The 15,632-nt window shown below is 68.9% G+C and carries 18 protein-coding genes; 12 read left to right on the top strand and 6 right to left on the bottom strand.

Going from position 1 to position 15,632, the window contains the following annotated elements; all coding sequences use genetic code 11:
* The first annotated feature begins 67 nt into the window (after window positions 1-67).
* The 4 genes from HWX76_RS24515 to HWX76_RS24500 are packed head-to-tail and all read left to right on the top strand — an operon-like array spanning window position 68 to window position 2,935.
* On the top strand, window positions 68-445 hold the full coding sequence (locus tag HWX76_RS24515) for a hypothetical protein (RefSeq protein ID WP_050014413.1): 378 nt from the start codon (window positions 68-70) through the stop codon (window positions 443-445).
* A gap of 8 nt (window positions 446-453) precedes the next feature.
* Window positions 454-975 (top strand): nuclear transport factor 2 family protein, encoded by a 522-nt coding sequence (locus HWX76_RS24510; protein WP_050014412.1) that lies wholly within the window; start codon window positions 454-456, stop codon window positions 973-975.
* Between the two features lie 32 nt (window positions 976-1,007).
* A complete protein-coding gene (locus HWX76_RS24505; RefSeq protein WP_176016480.1) occupies window positions 1,008-2,132 on the top strand; it encodes an amidase in 1,125 nt (374 codons plus the stop codon).
* A gap of 59 nt (window positions 2,133-2,191) precedes the next feature.
* Window positions 2,192-2,935, top strand: a complete 744-nt coding sequence (locus tag HWX76_RS24500) for an SDR family oxidoreductase (protein ID WP_176016479.1) — start codon at window positions 2,192-2,194, stop codon at window positions 2,933-2,935.
* A 124-nt stretch (window positions 2,936-3,059) separates the two neighbouring features.
* Here the strand turns inward: HWX76_RS24500 and HWX76_RS24495 are convergent, their stop codons facing one another.
* The gene (locus HWX76_RS24495) at window positions 3,060-3,692 is read right to left on the bottom strand and encodes a response regulator (protein ID WP_050014407.1); all 633 of its coding nucleotides are present in this window, start codon (window positions 3,690-3,692) and stop codon (window positions 3,060-3,062) included.
* A 334-nt stretch (window positions 3,693-4,026) separates the two neighbouring features.
* Between HWX76_RS24495 and hpaC the strand changes: the two genes are divergently transcribed.
* Window positions 4,027-4,572: a 4-hydroxyphenylacetate 3-monooxygenase, reductase component gene (gene hpaC / locus HWX76_RS24490; protein ID WP_089489033.1), complete on the top strand. Its 546-nt coding sequence runs from the start codon at window positions 4,027-4,029 to the stop codon at window positions 4,570-4,572.
* Window positions 4,573-4,583: 11 nt separating this feature from the next.
* Here the strand turns inward: hpaC and HWX76_RS24485 are convergent, their stop codons facing one another.
* Entirely contained in the window at window positions 4,584-5,837 is a 1,254-nt protein-coding gene (locus HWX76_RS24485; protein WP_050014403.1) for a YbfB/YjiJ family MFS transporter, read from the bottom strand.
* 179 nt (window positions 5,838-6,016) lie between these two features.
* On the bottom strand, window positions 6,017-6,562 hold the full coding sequence (locus HWX76_RS24480; protein ID WP_050014401.1) for an alpha/beta hydrolase: 546 nt from the start codon (window positions 6,560-6,562) through the stop codon (window positions 6,017-6,019).
* A 115-nt stretch (window positions 6,563-6,677) separates the two neighbouring features.
* Between HWX76_RS24480 and HWX76_RS24475 the strand changes: the two genes are divergently transcribed.
* The 3 genes from HWX76_RS24475 to HWX76_RS24470 all read left to right on the top strand — a co-directional run bounded on the left by HWX76_RS24475 (window position 6,678) and on the right by HWX76_RS24470 (window position 8,609).
* Window positions 6,678-7,133, top strand: a complete 456-nt coding sequence (locus tag HWX76_RS24475; protein WP_176016478.1) for an Lrp/AsnC family transcriptional regulator — start codon at window positions 6,678-6,680, stop codon at window positions 7,131-7,133.
* A 341-nt stretch (window positions 7,134-7,474) separates the two neighbouring features.
* Window positions 7,475-7,597 (top strand): hypothetical protein, encoded by a 123-nt coding sequence (locus HWX76_RS36955; RefSeq protein WP_006479692.1) that lies wholly within the window; start codon window positions 7,475-7,477, stop codon window positions 7,595-7,597.
* A 58-nt stretch (window positions 7,598-7,655) separates the two neighbouring features.
* The gene (locus tag HWX76_RS24470) at window positions 7,656-8,609 is read left to right on the top strand and encodes a leucyl aminopeptidase (protein WP_050014398.1); all 954 of its coding nucleotides are present in this window, start codon (window positions 7,656-7,658) and stop codon (window positions 8,607-8,609) included.
* A 16-nt stretch (window positions 8,610-8,625) separates the two neighbouring features.
* Here HWX76_RS24470 and HWX76_RS24465 read toward each other — a convergent pair whose 3' ends face one another.
* Window positions 8,626-9,135 (bottom strand): GNAT family N-acetyltransferase, encoded by a 510-nt coding sequence (locus tag HWX76_RS24465; protein ID WP_050014396.1) that lies wholly within the window; start codon window positions 9,133-9,135, stop codon window positions 8,626-8,628.
* 307 nt (window positions 9,136-9,442) lie between these two features.
* On the opposite strand from HWX76_RS24465, the gene HWX76_RS24460 reads away from it, so the two are divergent.
* Together HWX76_RS24460 and HWX76_RS24455 are read left to right on the top strand one after the other, a co-directional pair.
* Window positions 9,443-9,775: a type II toxin-antitoxin system RelE/ParE family toxin gene (locus HWX76_RS24460; RefSeq protein WP_050014394.1), complete on the top strand. Its 333-nt coding sequence runs from the start codon at window positions 9,443-9,445 to the stop codon at window positions 9,773-9,775.
* Complete coding sequence (locus HWX76_RS24455) at window positions 9,772-10,101, top strand: transcriptional regulator (protein WP_006479699.1); 330 nt, start codon at window positions 9,772-9,774, stop codon at window positions 10,099-10,101. Before HWX76_RS24460 ends, HWX76_RS24455 begins: the two co-directional genes overlap by 4 nt.
* A gap of 23 nt (window positions 10,102-10,124) precedes the next feature.
* Here the strand turns inward: HWX76_RS24455 and HWX76_RS24450 are convergent, their stop codons facing one another.
* The gene (locus HWX76_RS24450; RefSeq protein ID WP_176016477.1) at window positions 10,125-12,143 is read right to left on the bottom strand and encodes an LssY C-terminal domain-containing protein; all 2,019 of its coding nucleotides are present in this window, start codon (window positions 12,141-12,143) and stop codon (window positions 10,125-10,127) included.
* A 114-nt stretch (window positions 12,144-12,257) separates the two neighbouring features.
* Window positions 12,258-12,710: a hypothetical protein gene (locus tag HWX76_RS24445; protein WP_124630851.1), complete on the bottom strand. Its 453-nt coding sequence runs from the start codon at window positions 12,708-12,710 to the stop codon at window positions 12,258-12,260.
* Between the two features lie 333 nt (window positions 12,711-13,043).
* On the opposite strand from HWX76_RS24445, the gene HWX76_RS24440 reads away from it, so the two are divergent.
* Together HWX76_RS24440 and HWX76_RS24435 are read left to right on the top strand one after the other, a co-directional pair.
* Window positions 13,044-13,691, top strand: a complete 648-nt coding sequence (locus HWX76_RS24440) for a response regulator transcription factor (protein WP_050014388.1) — start codon at window positions 13,044-13,046, stop codon at window positions 13,689-13,691.
* Entirely contained in the window at window positions 13,688-15,502 is a 1,815-nt protein-coding gene (locus HWX76_RS24435; protein ID WP_176016476.1) for a sensor histidine kinase, read from the top strand. Before HWX76_RS24440 ends, HWX76_RS24435 begins: the two co-directional genes overlap by 4 nt.
* The last annotated feature ends 130 nt before the right edge of the window (window positions 15,503-15,632 follow it).

Raw genomic sequence — 15,632 nt, 5'->3', positions numbered from 1 at the left:
CGCATGAAGCCGCCGCACCGTCGCCGGCCGGCTCATGCACCCGACCGATTCCTCTGGAGAACCCATTATGTCCGATTCGAATCCGCTGCCGCTGCGCGTGCTGTTCTGCTGCGGCGTGTCGCAGAATTTCTTCGACCTGCCGCGCGAGAAAATCGGCGAGGTGTGGCAGGCGTACGGTGCGATGCTCGCGGCCGTCGAAGCGATGCCCGGCGTGCGCGTGCTCGGCGTGATGGACGACGATCGCCTCGTGGTCGGCCAGGCCGACGGCGCACCGTGGACCTTCTACATCATGGCCGACGTCGCCGATTTCGACACGACGGTCGCCGTGTGCAACCTGTACCGCACGACGCCCGTCGGCGAATACAACCTGTGGCGCTACGGCAAGATCGAGGCACGCGTCGGCCGCGCGCTGACCGTGCCGCCGGCCACGAAGCCCGCGGCGTGAGGCGCGCGATGACCGATCTGTCTCCGGCCGCGATCGACGCGCTCGCACAGCGCGTCGCGGCGCTCGACGCCGAGCGCGCGGTGCGCGCGACGATCACGCGCTACATGGCGCTGTGCGACGTACCCGAAGATGCGGGCGAAGGCCCGTCGCTGGCGGAACTGTTCACGTCCGACGCCGTGTGGGAAGGCATCGGCCCGCGGTACGCGCGGAAGTTCGGCCGTCTCGAAGGCCCGGCCGCGATCGTCGCGATGCTCGGCCGCTATCTTCCGCCCGATCCGCATTTCTCGGCGAACCTGCACTTCCTGACGTCGGAGTCGATCGAGATCGGTGTCGACCATGCAAGCGCACGCGGCCGCTGGATCATGCTCCAGGCGTCGCGCTACGCAGACGATTCGGCCGAGCTGATCGCCGCGCGGCTCACGATCGATTTCGCGCCGTGCGCCGACGGCGCCGCCTGGCTGATCCGCCATTTCCGCACCGAACGCGTGCTCGACGGCCCGTGGCCGCTCGCCGCCGCGCCACGGTCCTGAACCCTTCCACCGTATTCGCACGCCATCGCACCATGACAGGCTTCATCGACACCTTCACGCTCGGCGGCCCCGGCCCGACGATCGCGATCAAGGACACGATCGACATCGCGGGCTATCCGACCCGCGCGGCAAGCCGCGCGCTCGCCGATGCGCCGCCGGCCGTCCGACACGCGGACGTGGTCCGCCTGCTGCTCGACGCCGGCTGGCAGATCGCCGGCAAGGCGAACATGCACGAACTCGCGTTCGGCATGACCGGCATCAACGACTACACCGGCACGCCCGTCAATCCGCAGGATGCCGCGCGCATTCCCGGCGGCTCGTCGAGCGGCTCCGCGTCGCTCGTCGGCCTCGGCGCCGTCGACGCGGCGCTCGGCACCGATACCGGCGGCTCGATCCGCGGGCCGGCCGCGTGCTGCGGCGTGGCCGGGCTGAAGCCGACGTTCGGCCGCGTGTCGCGGCGCGGCGTCGCGCCCGCGGACACCACGCTCGATTGCGTCGGGCCGTTCGCGCGCGAGATCCGCACGCTCGTCGCGGTGATGGCCGCGATCGCGCCGGACTTCGATCGCGCGCAGGCGACCGCTTCCGTTGAAGGCTGCACGGTCGCCCAACTCGCCGTCGAAACCGATCCGGCGATCGCCGCCGCGCTCGATGCGGCCGTTCGCGCGTCGGGCCTGCGTTCGCATACGATCGTGCTCGATGCAATGCCGGCCGCGTTCGCGGCGGGGCTCACCGTGATCAACGCGGAAACGTCGCGTGCGTTCGGTCACCTGGTCGCGACCGGCAAGCTCGGCGCCGACCTCGATGCGCGATTGCGTGCGGCCGCAACGACCGCGCCTGCGGCATTGAAGGAAGCCGAAGCCGTGCGCGCACGCTTCACCGCACAGATCGACGCCGCGCTCGAACACGCGGACGTGCTGGTGCTGCCGACGCTGCCCGCGCTGCCGATCACGCTGCAGCAGGCCCGCGACGGCGTATCGGTGATCGCGATGTCGTCGCTGATCCGCCCGTTCAACCTGAGCGGCCATCCGGCGCTCAGCCTGCCGCTGCCGCTCGCCGGTTCGCCGTTGAAGGCCGGCTTGCAGATCGTCGGACGCAAGGGCGCGGACGAACGGATCTGCGCAATCGCGGCACACTTCGAAGCGGCGCTCGCCGCATGAACCACGATACGGGCGCCGCTGCCACCGTCGCGCGCCCGCGAACCACGGAACCCCACACCATGTCAGATCGAGTCGCTCTCGTCACCGGCGCCGCGCGCGGGCTCGGCGCCGTCATCGCCGAACGCTTCCATGCGGCCGGCTATCGCGTCGCGCTGGCCGACATCGCCGCCAACGCGATTCACACGCATGCACGCGAGCTCGATCCGAGCGGCGAACGCGCGATCGCGCTGCCGCTCGACGTCACGTCGAAACGCGATTTCGAAGCCGCGCGCGATACGCTCGTCGCGCGCTGGGGCACGATCGACGTGCTCGTCAACAATGCGGGCGCATCGAAGGTCGTGCCGGCGATGGAGATCACGGCCGAGCAGTTCGACCAGGTGATCGACGTGAACCTGCGCAGCGTGCTGTTCGGCTGCCAGGTGTTCGGCCAGTATTTCGCGACGCGCGGCGCGGGTCGCATCGTCAACATCGCGTCGCTGGCCGGACAGAACGGCGGCTCGGCGACGGGCGCCCATTACGCGGCTGCGAAAGGCGGTACGCTGACGCTGACCAAGGTGTTCGCGCGCGATCTCGCTGCACAGGGCGTGACCGTCAACGCGATCTCGCCGGGGCCGCTCGATCTGCCGATCGTGTACGAAAGCGTCGCGCCGGAAAAGCTGCGTCAGGTGCTCGCGAGCCTGCCGGGTGGCAAGCTCGGCTCGGCCGGCTTCGTCGCGGATGCCGCGGTGCTGCTCGCGTCGGGCGACGCGCATTTCGCGAACGGCGCATGCTGGGACATCAACGGCGGGTTGTACATGCGCTGAACGGTACGCACGCATCGGGCGCGCGGTGCGTGTGCGCGGTGTGCGTGCGCGTCGGCTGCGTCGCGTGCGTTGCATGCTTCTCGTGGTCCGGATGCGCAAGCCGATCCGCGCACAGCCCCGACCGCTATCGAGACGCCTCCCCATCGTCGCCCCACACGACCATCACGTCGCGCACGAGCGCGGCGATCGACGTCGCGCCGAGCTTCTCCTTGATGCTCGCGCGATGCACGTCGACGGTCTTCACGCTGATCGACAGGTCCGACGCGATCTGCTTGCTGCCCTTGCCGTCCACGACGCCGCGCAGCACTTCCTTCTCGCGCGCGGTCAGCGCGTCGAGCCGCTGGCGCAGCTCGCGGTGGCGCTGGCTCACCGCATGCCGCTGCTGCGCGAGCCGCAGCGCGCGCTGCACGCGTTCGAGCATCTGCTGCGAGTTGTACGGCTTCTCGACGAAATCGATCGCACCGTTCTGCAGTGCGCGCACCGACATCGGAATGTCGCCGTGTCCGCTGACGAAGATCACCGGCAGCGTCGCGCCGCGCGCATTCAGTTCGGCCTGCACGTCGAAGCCGCTTTTCTCCGGCATCCGCACGTCGAGCACGAGGCACGCAGGCAGGTTCACGTCGAAGCGCGCGAGAAAATCGGCCGCGTTCGCGAACCCTTCGGACGCGATGCCGACCGATTCGAGCAGCCACGCGAGGGACGTCCGCATGCCGCCGTCGTCGTCGACGATGTATACGATCGGTGCCGGTGACGTCATCGGGGTGTCTCGCAAAATATCGGTATCGGTATCACGCGCGACGCAGGGGTGAAGCCCGCGTCGTTCGTCGGGGGTATGCAGCACATCATAGCGAGCCGAAAATCCGCTGAATACCCCTTCACGTACCGCGTGAACGCACAACCGCTCATTTTTCGCGCAGCGTGCCGCGCATCTAGGTAGAACCTTTAGATGCGTTGGCGCGAACGCCATCTTCGTCATCGTTCGTGCGAATGGTCGGCCGCATTTTCGCGGCGTACGCTTGGGTCATCGTCGGCCGAGCGATGCTGCATCGACAGCACCCGCGATCGCCGCCTTCATCCAATCTGGAGTGCCCATGTCCGCCACGACCGATATCCCGCAACCGGCGCGCGTCGAACCGACCGACGCGCAAAAGGCCTTCCGCCAGGCGATGGCCCATCTCGGCGCGGCCGTCAACGTGATCACCACCGCGGGGCCGCACGGCCGTTGCGGGATCACCGCGAGCGCCGTGTGCTCGGTCACCGACGCGCCGCCGACGCTGCTCGTGTGCCTGAACCGGTCGAGCGCGATGCATGCGACCTTCGAGCGCAACCGTCAGGTCTGCATCAACGTGTTGCCGGCCGAGCACGAGCTGCTCGCGCGACACTTCGCGGGGCTCACCGACCTGCCGATGGAACAGCGCTTCGCTCTCCCCGTGTGGGATCGCGGCGAACGGGACGTGCCGGTGCTGCGCGATGCGCTCGCGAGCCTGCAGGGCACGATCGCCGAGATGAAGGAAGTCGGCTCGCATTCGGTGATGTTCATCGAGGCGACGTCGATCCGCGTGCGCGACGACGGTGACAGCCTGATCTACTTCAGCCGCGCGTTTCATCGCGTGTCGCGCACCGCATGCGTGCGGTGACGGGTGCTTGGCTACGCGGACGTGCTGCGCAGCGCGCGCTGCCCGGCCGCGAATGCCGCGCCCGCGAACAGCGTGAGCGCCGAATACACGAGCCCGCGCGCGAGCCCCGCGCTGTCCGACACCCAGCCGATCGCGACCGGCCCCGCGATCTGCCCGAATGCGAAGACCGTCGTGAAGGCGCTGATCCCCTTCGCCCAGCCGTCGGGCGGCAGGTTGTGCCGCACGAAGGCCGTCGTCGACGCGACCGCCGACAGGAACGTCGCGCCGAACAGCAAGCCCGATGCGAATGCGGCGGCCGGATGCACGAACAGCGCGGGCATCAGCGTCGCGACGCCGAGCAGCGCGTTGAGCACCGCGAGCGCCTGGCCGCCGCGCATCCGGTCGAGCAGCCCCGACCATAGCCGCGCCGACACGACGGTCGCGACGCCGAGCATCACGTAGAACGCGGCGACGACCGAGCCGCTCATCCCCGCGCCGCGCAGCAACGCGACGATGAACGTCATGTAGCCGATATAGCCGACGCCGAACAGCGCGTAGCCGGCCAGCGCGAGTGCGAAGCGGGCCGGGCTCGCGGCAGCCGCCGGTTTCGCACCGTCGGCCCGCGTGGCCGGTGCCGCATGGGCATGCTCGATGCGGCGCGCGGCCGACACGGCGACTGCCGAGAACAGCACGCACGCCGTCGCGAGTGCGAACCACGCGGGCTGCCAGCCGTGCACGCGTGACACGAGCGTGGCCGGCACGAGCAGCGACGACGCGACGATGCCCCATCCGGTGCCGCCGTAGTAAAGGCCGAGCAGCAGCCCCGCATCGCGCGGCGACGCGGAGGCGAGCCGCGCGGCCAGTACGCCGCCGCTGATGAAGATCAACGCGCTGCCGACACCCGTCGCCAGCCGCTGCGCGAGCAACGCGTGCATGTCCGGCGTGAGCCCGCCCGCGGCCATCAGCACGGCGGTCAGCGCGCAGCCGGCCGCGAGCAGCGTGCCCGCGCGCCAGCGCCGCGACAGCAGCGGGAATGCAAGCGCGCCGATCAGGTAGCCGGCCGCGTTCGCCGTATTCAGCGCGCCGGCCTGCGCGAACGTCCAGCCGAGATCGGCCTTCATCGGCGACAGCAGCAACGCATACGAAAAGCGTGCGAGGCCGAGCGCGATCGCGCTGCCGAGCGACAGGCAGATCGCGAGCCGCCACGCGGCCATGCGGCCGGGATCGGTCGCGCCGGCGTCCGGCCGCGAGCGACCGTCACGCTCCGGTTGCGGCACTGCACGCATCGGGGTGTCTCCTTCGTTGTTCGATTCCGGGGCTTGCGCCGCCGTCGGTCGATCATACTGGAGCCGCCACGAAATCGGCACGCGCGGCAGCGGAACAACCGCGACGGCCGCCGCGCCCGGTTCCCGCTCCCCGACACGACGGCCGAACACCGCGGGAAACCAGCCGGCGCGGGCACGCGCTATCGCCCGAGTCCGGCCGCAAACGCCGCCAGCAACGCGCGCCCTTCGGGCCATCCAGCCAGCCCGGACGCCGCGTTCAGATGGCCGCGCGCGCCGAGCAGAAGCGGCGTCGCACCCTGTTCCGTTGCCCATTCGAGCGCGCGCCCCGACGGATCGTACGGATCGTCCTCGCTCGCGATCGCCAGCACAGGCACGCGCCCGAACCCACTGTTCGGCAGGTTCGCGAACGCGGCGGCGGCAACGGGAAAGCGCGGCCCTGCCGGGTCGGGCACGGCCACGAGAAACGCGCCGCGCACCGCCCGAGCCGACACGGCATGCCAATGCGCGAACAACAGACAACCCAGCGAATGACACACCACGAGCGGAGGCACCCCGGCGTTCGCGACGGCCTCGTCCAGCGCCGCCGTCCAGTCGGCCAGGTCGGGCGCGTCCCATGAAGCCGGCGCGATGCGCGCGGCGCCGGGCAACGCCGCCTCCCAGTGGCTCTGCCAATGATCCGGTCCCGAATTGCCGATACCCGGCACGATCACGATCGCTCGATCCATCACTCCCTCCATCGACGAAAGCCCAGAGTGTGACCACGCATCAGTCGGCATGGAATGGCAAGTCATCGGTTATTGGGACAAAATGCCGATGAATCAACGGTACCGGAGGACCGTCATGCCGGAAGAAGCACTGGATCGCCTGGATCTTGCGATCCTCGAAGCGCTGCAGGACAACGCGCGGACGCCGCTGTCGGAAGTCGGCAGGCGCATCGGGCTGTCGCAGCCCGCCACGTCGGAGCGCGTGAAGCGGCTGGAAGAACGCGGGATCATCGCCGGCTACGGCGCGCGGATCGATCCGGCGGCGCTGGGGTTGGGCATGATGGCGATCATCCGGCTCAAAACGACTCACGAGCACATCAAACCGGCGCTGCGCACGTTTGCCGAGATGCCGCATGTCATCGAAGTCCACCGCATGACCGGCGAGGACTGCTTTCTGCTGAAGGTGCTGGTGCCGACGCCGGGCCAGCACGAAACCCTGATCGACGCGATTGCCCGCTTCGGCGCGGTCACGACTTCGCTGGTGCTGCGCTCGGAACCGACGAAGGCGATCGGAAAGGCGCTGCTCGGATGACGTTCGCATGCGGCTTTCTTTAACGACATAAAGTGCAGCAATCATTTCAATTGAACTCAAATTAAAAATTACCGAATTCAATTCGGCGTTCTGGATTTGAATTCACTAAAAAAAGATGCGCGATCTGTCGCTCGTTTTATCCATTTTTCCAATATGTGAATCGAAAACGCCAGTGTTTAGCGCACCTCAGCTAAAAACAATGCGACGCATTGCATTCGTAAATTCGTCAGACTAATATCGACGCCACTCGCCCGGCATTCACAAAATTCCGAACGAGGAGCGGCCATGTTTTTGCCGCGCTTTCATGTTGAATCACTCATGTTCACCACAGGAGAATTGACATGCAGGAAACCCAGCAGATCGAATTGCTTGACTGGATGCAGGAAGACACGCACCCCGAGGCCGTCGACATGATGGTCGAGGACGCCGTGGTGCCGTTCGGCACCGCGCTCTGGCCGGTCTGAGCGGGCCACCCGTTCTCGCGGAAGGGCCTCGGCCCTTCCGCCGCTTCCGGAGATACGCATGCTGAACCTGCACCGCGCGCTCGGTTTTCACCCGGCGCTGCGCGACAAGCTGGCACGCGGCGAATCGGGAAAACTGCTGGTCGGCTATGACACCCGCAACCGCGACACCGCGTTGCGCGCCTTTTCCGCCCTGCCCGATTCGCTCGACGCGACCACCCTCTGCCTCGAAAGCACCGCGCCCGCCGATATCGCCGCCGCACTCGACGACGCCGACCTGTTCGTGCTGCTGTACGACTCGTCGTGCCTGCCGACGCCGTCGCCGAGCGGGCCGCCATTTCTCGCCGCGATCCGCCCCGCGATCGTCGAACACTGGGGCAAATCGGTTTTATTCAAGGATTACGGCCCGCACCTCGACGAGGCGTTCGCCGAATCGCTCGACGACATCGCCGCGCGCAACGGCCGGCTGATCGAGGCCGCCGCACGCGCGTCGCAGATCCGCTTCATCGACGAAGCCGGCAACACGCTGACGGGCTCGCTCGCGCCGGACCAGAAATGGACGAGCGTGGACGGCATGGGCAACCTCGACGTCGTGCCCGGCGAGATCGCGACGCACGTGACGGACCTGAACGGCACCGTCGTGTTCAGCGGCACGTTTCTCGGCACCGTGCCGTTCGCGATCAAGTACAAGGTGGCCGAGCGGCTCGCGACGCTGCATGTCGAGCACAGCACGATCGTCGATTTCGACACCGACGATGCGGGCTTCCGGCGCGATTTCACGACCTATCTCGACCGGCACGCGAATCATCGGCGGATCGAGGAATTCGGCATCGGCACGAACCTCGGCATTCGCGGCCTGTACGGCCGCAACGCGGGGTTCGAGGAACGCCATCCGGGCCTGCATCTCGGGCTCGGCGGCGGCGAAAACGGCAGCCACCATCTCGACCTGATCTTCGCGCGCGGCACGCTCGCGCTCGACGAACGGATCGTGTTCGACGGCGCGTTCGCCGTCTGACGCGGCGGCGGGTTGCTCAGGCTTCGGCGGCCGCCGCGTCGCCGAGCCACTTGAACATCACGAAGCAGTCGACGAAGCCGAGCCGCGCGTGACGGTATGCGCGCGGCACCCGGCCGACGATCTCGAATCCCAGCTTCTGCCACAGCGCGACCGCGACCGCGTTCGTCGCGACCACCGAATTGAACTGCATCGCGAGGAAACCGCGCTCGCGCGCCATCTGCTGCGAGTGTTCGCACATCAGGCGCGCGACGCCGCGTCCGCGCGCGGCCTCGCTCACCATGTAGCCGCAGTTGCTCACGTGCTTGCCGGGCCCGGCCGCGTTCGCCTTCAGGAAATACGAGCCGAGCACCACGCCGTCCTCTTCGGCGATCCACGTGCAAAGCGGCGCGTCGAGCCACTGTGCGCGCGCCGCTTCCTGGGTCGGCTCGGGATCGAATGCATAGGTTTCCTGAGCAGCGACGATCGCGCGGTAAGTCGGCCAGAAGCGCGCGAAATCGTCGTCGGTCATCGGGCGAATCGTGATCATGCGGGGTCTCTCGTGAGGTGATGTCGGCAGGCCAGACGGGCGAACGAGCGATCGTACCGCGATTCATCGACGGTCGCCGTTATCGCCGCGCTGCGCTGCGATACGCGCGTCCCGTCGCACCATCCGTAGCGGCCATTTGGCCGAATCGTCACGCGCCATCCCGGATGAAAAAATGATCGTCGTCCGGGAAGCCCGCTCCACGCCCTCGAATCCCGAACGATGAAGACGCCGCATGCTCATCGGCCGCCCAGCCATTGCGATGTGAACCGCCCCGCTCCATTTACCTTTTTGTAGCTTATAAGTTACAATGCTCTCCAAGTTCGAACTTCTTCGCTATCAACGCGACGACGGTCGCGAGCCGTTCACCGAATGGCTGAACGCCGTCCGTGACAAGCCCGCGCAGGCGCGAATCCGCGAGCGGCTGCGCCGCGTGCAGACCGGCAACTTCGGCGATTGCGAGCCGGTCGGCGAAGGCGTGATCGAACTGCGCGTCCATGTCGGCGCCGGCTATCGCGTGTACTTCGGCCGGCACGGCGGCGCCGTGGTGCTGCTGCTGTCCGGCGGCGACAATGCGAGTCAATCCGACGACATCAGGCGCGCCAAGGAACACGGGTCGAACTGGAAACGGAGGCAAACATGAACAAGCTCAAAGGCGCGGTATCGCACCACGATGCGGAAGTCGCCGAACTCGGCGCCGACCGCGAGCTCGCGGTCGCCTATCTGCGCGTCGCGATGGAATCGCTCGACGATCCCGACAACCGCGCGGCCGGTCTGCTCGCGCTGCGCACGGTCGCGGAAGCGTACGGCGGGCTCGGCGCCGTCGCGGCCGAAGCCGGCATCAGCCGCGAATCGCTGTATCGCACGCTGTCTCCGAACGGCAACCCGACGCTGAAAACCCTGCTCGCGGTGCTCAAGACCGTCGGCCTGCGCCTGTCCGTCGTTCCCGCGCAGCCGTCGCACGCGTAAGGGCGCACGTCACACCTGCCCCGTCACGGCTGAACCATCCACACCAGCAGCATCTGATCCGGCGAGGCCGTCATCCCCGCCGGCGGATGCGCGATCGTCGGCTCGACCGCCAACGCGTGTGCGATCGTCGCCGCATCGTCGATCGTCGTCGTGTGCACGATCGTCATCAGCCGCGCCGGCCGGCGCAGCGTTTCGCGATACAACGCGCCATACCACAGCGGCCGCATGCCGAGCGCATCCTGCAACACGTACGGATAACGCCACAGCCGCAGCACGAAGCGGCTTTCCGGGTGGGCGGGATCGACGCGGACGAACACGCGTCGCGTGCTCTCGCCGTGCGTATAACGCGGCAGCACGGGCAGCGTATCGGCGGGCGCCTGCGGCAATAGCCAACGCAGCGCGGTGGCCGGCGACCACGGCGTCGCGCGCTGCCAGCCGGCCTGCGCGAGATGGCGGTCGAGCGTGTCCGACGTCGCGCTCCATTGCAGCGGCAGATATTCCTCGCGGTCGCCGCCGATCTCGGTGCGCCGCGCCGGCACGCGCTGCCACCCGCCGCGCAGCCACTGGTCGACGGTCATCGCGACCACGTCGCCGACATGCGGACGCGCCGCGCGATCGAGCTGCCACTGCGCGGGCACCGTCCATACGCCGGCCGTCGCGAGCACGACGACGACCGCGACGAGCGCGCCGCGCGGCTGCACGTGCTCGCGCACGCGCCAGTACGCATAGGCGCCGGCGAGCAATGCGAACCAGGCGAGCCCGAGGCTCCATCCGCCCAGCAAGCCCGACAACCAGGTATCGCCGACGTACAGCCGCGCGAAGCCGCCGAGCACGATCCACAGCACGACCGCCGTCACGACCGGAATGCGCCACCGCGCGGGCCGGTCGCGCGCCAGCACCCAGCCAAGGCCGCTGCTCGCGAGGATCGCGAACGCGGCGTCGCCGTCCGGCAGCGGCACGTGCAGCGCGCCGGGCGGCAGGCTCGCAGGCGTCGCGCCGGGCGCGCCCGCGCCGAACACCGGCACGAGCACGACGGCGACGCCGATCGTCGCGAGCCACCATGCGGCCGTCAGCCAGCAGCGGTGGATCATCAGCCAGACGAGAAACGCGGCCGCGACGATCAGCCCCGTGTCGTGTCCGTGCAGCACGGCGAGCGCGCTCATCGCGGCGTCGGCGGGCGGCGTGCGCAGGTGCTGCAAGAACGCGTACAGCGCGATGTCCGCGTGCATCAGCGGATCGTTCGCGACGACGTCCTGCACGATCCCCGCGAACAGCCACACGCAGCCGACGAACAACAGCGCGAGCACGGGCACCGCGCCCGGCAGCCCGCGCAGGTACGCGATCCCGTCGTGCAGCCGCGCGCCGAACCGCGGCCAGCGGCGCACGCATGCATGCACGGCTTCGGCGAGCGCACGACACAACAACGGCCAGCCGCGCCGCAGCGCGACGCGCACGCCGATCCACACGAGCGCGACCAGCGCGGCCACGACCAGCAGGATCGCGGCGACCCGCACACTGATCGCCGCGGCCAGCGCGGCCGACGCGCCGAACAGGATGCCGGGCGCGACGTGCACGGGCGCCCACACGAGCGCCGAGATCACGTTGACCGGATAGAACAACCGGCGCGGCAGCGTCGCGCAACCGACGACGACCGGTACGACCGCACGCACCGGCGCGAGAAAGCGCGCGAGCACGATGCTCTTCATGCCGTGACGCAGCACGAATTCCTCGCCGCGTGCGTACGCGTTCGCCGAGCCGAAGCGCGCCCACGCAGTGCGGATCATCCCGCGGTAACGTCGGCCGAGTTCGTAGCTGATCCCGTCGCCGATCACCGCGCCGACGGCCGCGACGCCGATCGTCGCCCATGCGTCGAGCGCACCCGCGCCGATCAGCGCGCCGGCCGCGAACATCACGGCGCCCGCCGGCACGACCGTGCCGATCAGCGCGATCGCCTCGGCGCACGCGGCCACGAACACGACCGCCAGCACGAGAAGCGGATGCGCGCCGATCGCGCCGATCCACGCATGGATCGTGTCGCTCATCGCACACTCCCGAACGGTGCGGCCCGATGCGCGAACAGCGGGCCGGGAGGGGCATTGGATACGTTCATCGCGACATGCGCACGCTCGCGCCGGCGTCGGAGGCTAGGGGGTGGGTCAATCGAACTCGTGTTGCCGCGCGTCGGCCTCGAGCGGTGCGTCGTGGTAGCCGACCGTCGCGATCTCGTGCAGGTAGCGCGCAAGAAACGCGCCGATCGAGCCGGCGGCCTCGTATTGGTGCACGTGACGGAACTCGTGAGTCAGCAGCCGGCGCGTGTCCTGCCCGCGCAGCACGTACACCGCATGACCGAGCGTGAGGCCGATCGTCCCGGGCGACAGCAGCCCCGTGTCGCGGGCGATCGCGGCAAGCGTCGGCGTGTCCGGAAACGGCATGCGCTCGACCGTCATCACGCGAATCCGCTCCGGCTGCGCGACACCCACCGTGCGCGCGTCGTCGGCCTGCCCGAGGGTCAGCGGCGCGCCCTGCGCGAGTCCGCGCGCTGCCTCCGCTTCGGCCCAGGCAACGGCGGCAGGCAGGGCGGACGGCAGGATATCGGCCAGCTCGATCATTGCAGGACTCCTCGGTTCGCGCAGATGGCATCGGGCACCAGTTTAGTCCCGAATCGGAGCGGTTCGCGGGGCGAGCCGTCGATGCCGCGCCGGCCCGCGTCCGGTACAACGATCATCCGGGAATACCCTGATTCGCGTGCGCTGCGCACGATACGCTTGCCGGTAAATTATTTCGTCGCAGTGCGCATTCCGCGATCAACCCCCTTGAAAATTTCTCGAACGAGTACCGTTTTCGGGTTCGGGGGCATATATTGGTCAGAAGAACGGCCGCGGCGACAACCGGACAGCCACGACGGCAACGCGCGGCGTCATCCCGAAGAGGACCGCTGGAAGATGATCAGGGTAATTCTGGCTGACGATCACGCAGTCATGCGGGACGGACTGCGTCACATTCTGGAGATGGCCGGCGGTTTCGAGATCGTCGGCGAGGCAAGCGACGGCTCGGGCACGCTCGCGCTGGCCGAACGCATGGCCGCCGACGTGCTGCTGCTCGACCTGTCGATGCCCGCGCCGACCGGCATCGAGCTGATCCGGCTGGTCAAGCGCCAGGCGCCGTCGCTGCGCACGCTGGTGTTGACGATGCACGCGGAAGCGCAGTACGCGGCGCGCGCGTTCAAGGCCGGCGCCACCGGCTACCTGACGAAGGACAGTGCGACCGCCGAACTCGTCGAGGCCGTCGGCAAGGTGGCGGCGGGCGGCGTCTACGTGAGCCCGTCCGCGGCGGAAAGCCTCGCGCACACGCTGCGCGCACCGGCTCAGGCGCTGCCGCACGAGCGACTGTCCGCGCGCGAGTTCGACGTGATGCGCCGCATCGTCGCCGGTCAGACCGTCACGCGGATCGCGTCCGAACTCGCACTGAGCGCGAAGACGGTCAGCACGTACAAGACGCGGATCCTCGAGAAGATGGGGCTGCCGCACGAAGCCGCACTGGTCCGCTACACGGTGCGCCACGATCTCGACCTCGGGGCCGACGACGCATGATGGCCGCCTTCCGCTTCCCGCCCGCACCGCCGTCGCCGCCGTCGCCGTCGTCGGACAACGACGATCCGGACACGTCGCGCCTGTTCATGTCGTCGCTGCCGCCGGGCCGGCGCGAAAGGCGGCTCGCGCTCGCGACGGTACTCGTGTCGGCCGTGATCTTCGCCGCGCTCGCGCCGTTCGCGGCGATGCCGCTCGCGCCCGGCTGGGCGTTCATTCCCGTTTACCAGTCGGCGATCGTCGTCAACGACATGGTGACGGCCGGCCTGCTGCTCGGTCAGTACGCGATCCTGCGCGAGAAGCCGCTGCTCGTGCTGGCGGGCGGCTACCTGTTCACGGCGTTCATGGCCGGCACGCACATGCTGACCTTCCCCGGGCTGTTCGCGCGGACCGGCCTGCTCGGCGCCGGCGAACAGACCACCGCATGGCTATACCTGTTCTGGCATGGCGGCTTTCCGCTCTCGGTCGCCGCGTACGCGCTGCTGCGCGCGACGTCGCGCGGGCATCCGGCCCCGAGCCCGGCCCCGCAGCGCCGCGCGGCGATTCCGGTCGGCCTCTGCATCGCCGCCGCGATCGGCGCGACGGTCGCGCTCGCGCTGCTCGCGACCGCCGGCCACGACCTGCTGCCGCGCATCATGAGCGGCAACCGGATGACCGCGACGATGACGAAAGCGATCACGGTCGTCTGGGGGTTGAATCTCGTCGCGCTGATGCTGATGTGGCGGCAGCGGCGCCGCCATTCGGTGCTCGACCTGTGGGTGATGACGGTGCTCGTCGCGTGGCTGTTCGACATCGCGCTGTCGTCGATGCTGAACCACGGGCGCTTCGATCTCGGCTTCTACGCCGGGCGCGCGTACGGCCTCGTCGCGTCGGGTGTCGTGCTGTTCGCGATGCTGTTCGAGAACGGCCGGCTGCACGCGCAGACGGTGCGCGCGCTGGCCGGCGCACGCTTCCAGCATCTGCTCGTCGTGCAGAAAAGCGCGCAGCTGAACGACGCGAACGAACGGCTCGAACAACGCGTCGCCGCGCGCACCGCGCAGCTGAGCGCGTCGAACCGCGACCTGCGACGCGAAGTCGAGGAGCGCGTGCGCGCGGAGCGGGCGTTGCAGGCGTCGCGCGAGGAGCTGCGCGAGATCGCCGCGATCAGCGCCAGCGCGCGCGAAGCCGAGCAGCGCCGCATCGCGCGCGAACTGCACGATGAACTCGCGCAGTCGCTCGCGGCGCTGAAGAACGATCTCGAATGGCTGATCGACCGCGTGCCGCAGGACGACGCATCGCTCGCACGCAAGATCGCGGCGATGCATGCGCTCGCGCGCGGCGCGGTGGCCGCGACGCGCCGCATCGCGTCGGACCTGCGCCCGCTGATGCTGGACGATCTCGGCTTCGCGGCGGCGATGCAATGGCTCGTGGAGGATTTCCGGCACCGCCATGGGATCGCCTGTTCGCTGCACGTCGAGCCGCCCGAACTGCAACTCGACGAACCGTATGCGACGGCCGTGTTCCGCATCGCGCAGGAAGCGCTCGCGAACGTCGCCCGGCACGCGGCCGCGTCGCACGCGGACGTCGAGCTCGTGTGCGGCAGCGAAGCGATCGCGCTGACGATACGCGACGACGGCGCGGGCTTCGATCCCGCGGTGCCGCGCAAGTCGGCTTCGTTCGGGCTGGTGGGGTTGCGCGAGCGTGCGTATCTGGTCGGCGGCACGCTGCGGATCGCGACGACGCTCGGCGAAGGCACGACGGTCGAGGTCGAGATTCCGCGGGTGCCGGCGCCCGTGGCGCTCGCGCATGGCGGGCACGGGGTTTCGCGGGGCTAGACGGGCGGCGGGAGACGCCGGACAACGATGGCTTGGTCGACTGCCTTCGTCGAGCGCGCCGCTTTCAGCATGCGCTCGAGTACTTGCCGTCGAACCGGCATGCGTCGTCCTGTTTCAGGATCATCGAAAA

The sequence above is a fragment of the Burkholderia sp. BCC0398 genome, assembly GCF_902833245.1.
GTDB lineage: Bacteria > Pseudomonadota > Gammaproteobacteria > Burkholderiales > Burkholderiaceae > Burkholderia > Burkholderia sola.
Note: the sequence above shows the minus strand (reverse complement) of the source record. Positions and strands in the feature narration are given on the sequence as shown.

Coding starts and splice junctions, on each gene's coding strand:
- HWX76_RS24440 (WP_050014388.1), top strand. CDS start 13,044: ATGATCAGGGTAATTCTGGCTGACGATCACGCAGTCATGCGGGACGGA.
- HWX76_RS36955 (WP_006479692.1), top strand. CDS start 7,475: ATGCAGGAAACCCAGCAGATCGAATTGCTTGACTGGATGCAGGAAGAC.
- HWX76_RS24455 (WP_006479699.1), top strand. CDS start 9,772: ATGAACAAGCTCAAAGGCGCGGTATCGCACCACGATGCGGAAGTCGCC.
- HWX76_RS24495 (WP_050014407.1), bottom strand. CDS start 3,692: ATGACGTCACCGGCACCGATCGTATACATCGTCGACGACGACGGCGGC.
- hpaC (WP_089489033.1), top strand. CDS start 4,027: ATGTCCGCCACGACCGATATCCCGCAACCGGCGCGCGTCGAACCGACC.
- HWX76_RS24500 (WP_176016479.1), top strand. CDS start 2,192: ATGTCAGATCGAGTCGCTCTCGTCACCGGCGCCGCGCGCGGGCTCGGC.
- HWX76_RS24435 (WP_176016476.1), top strand. CDS start 13,688: ATGATGGCCGCCTTCCGCTTCCCGCCCGCACCGCCGTCGCCGCCGTCG.
- HWX76_RS24465 (WP_050014396.1), bottom strand. CDS start 9,135: ATGATCACGATTCGCCCGATGACCGACGACGATTTCGCGCGCTTCTGG.
- HWX76_RS24505 (WP_176016480.1), top strand. CDS start 1,008: ATGACAGGCTTCATCGACACCTTCACGCTCGGCGGCCCCGGCCCGACG.
- HWX76_RS24445 (WP_124630851.1), bottom strand. CDS start 12,710: ATGATCGAGCTGGCCGATATCCTGCCGTCCGCCCTGCCTGCCGCCGTT.
- HWX76_RS24515 (WP_050014413.1), top strand. CDS start 68: ATGTCCGATTCGAATCCGCTGCCGCTGCGCGTGCTGTTCTGCTGCGGC.
- HWX76_RS24460 (WP_050014394.1), top strand. CDS start 9,443: ATGCTCTCCAAGTTCGAACTTCTTCGCTATCAACGCGACGACGGTCGC.
- HWX76_RS24510 (WP_050014412.1), top strand. CDS start 454: ATGACCGATCTGTCTCCGGCCGCGATCGACGCGCTCGCACAGCGCGTC.
- HWX76_RS24485 (WP_050014403.1), bottom strand. CDS start 5,837: ATGCGTGCAGTGCCGCAACCGGAGCGTGACGGTCGCTCGCGGCCGGAC.
- HWX76_RS24470 (WP_050014398.1), top strand. CDS start 7,656: ATGCTGAACCTGCACCGCGCGCTCGGTTTTCACCCGGCGCTGCGCGAC.
- HWX76_RS24450 (WP_176016477.1), bottom strand. CDS start 12,143: ATGAGCGACACGATCCATGCGTGGATCGGCGCGATCGGCGCGCATCCG.
- HWX76_RS24475 (WP_176016478.1), top strand. CDS start 6,678: ATGCCGGAAGAAGCACTGGATCGCCTGGATCTTGCGATCCTCGAAGCG.
- HWX76_RS24480 (WP_050014401.1), bottom strand. CDS start 6,562: ATGGATCGAGCGATCGTGATCGTGCCGGGTATCGGCAATTCGGGACCG.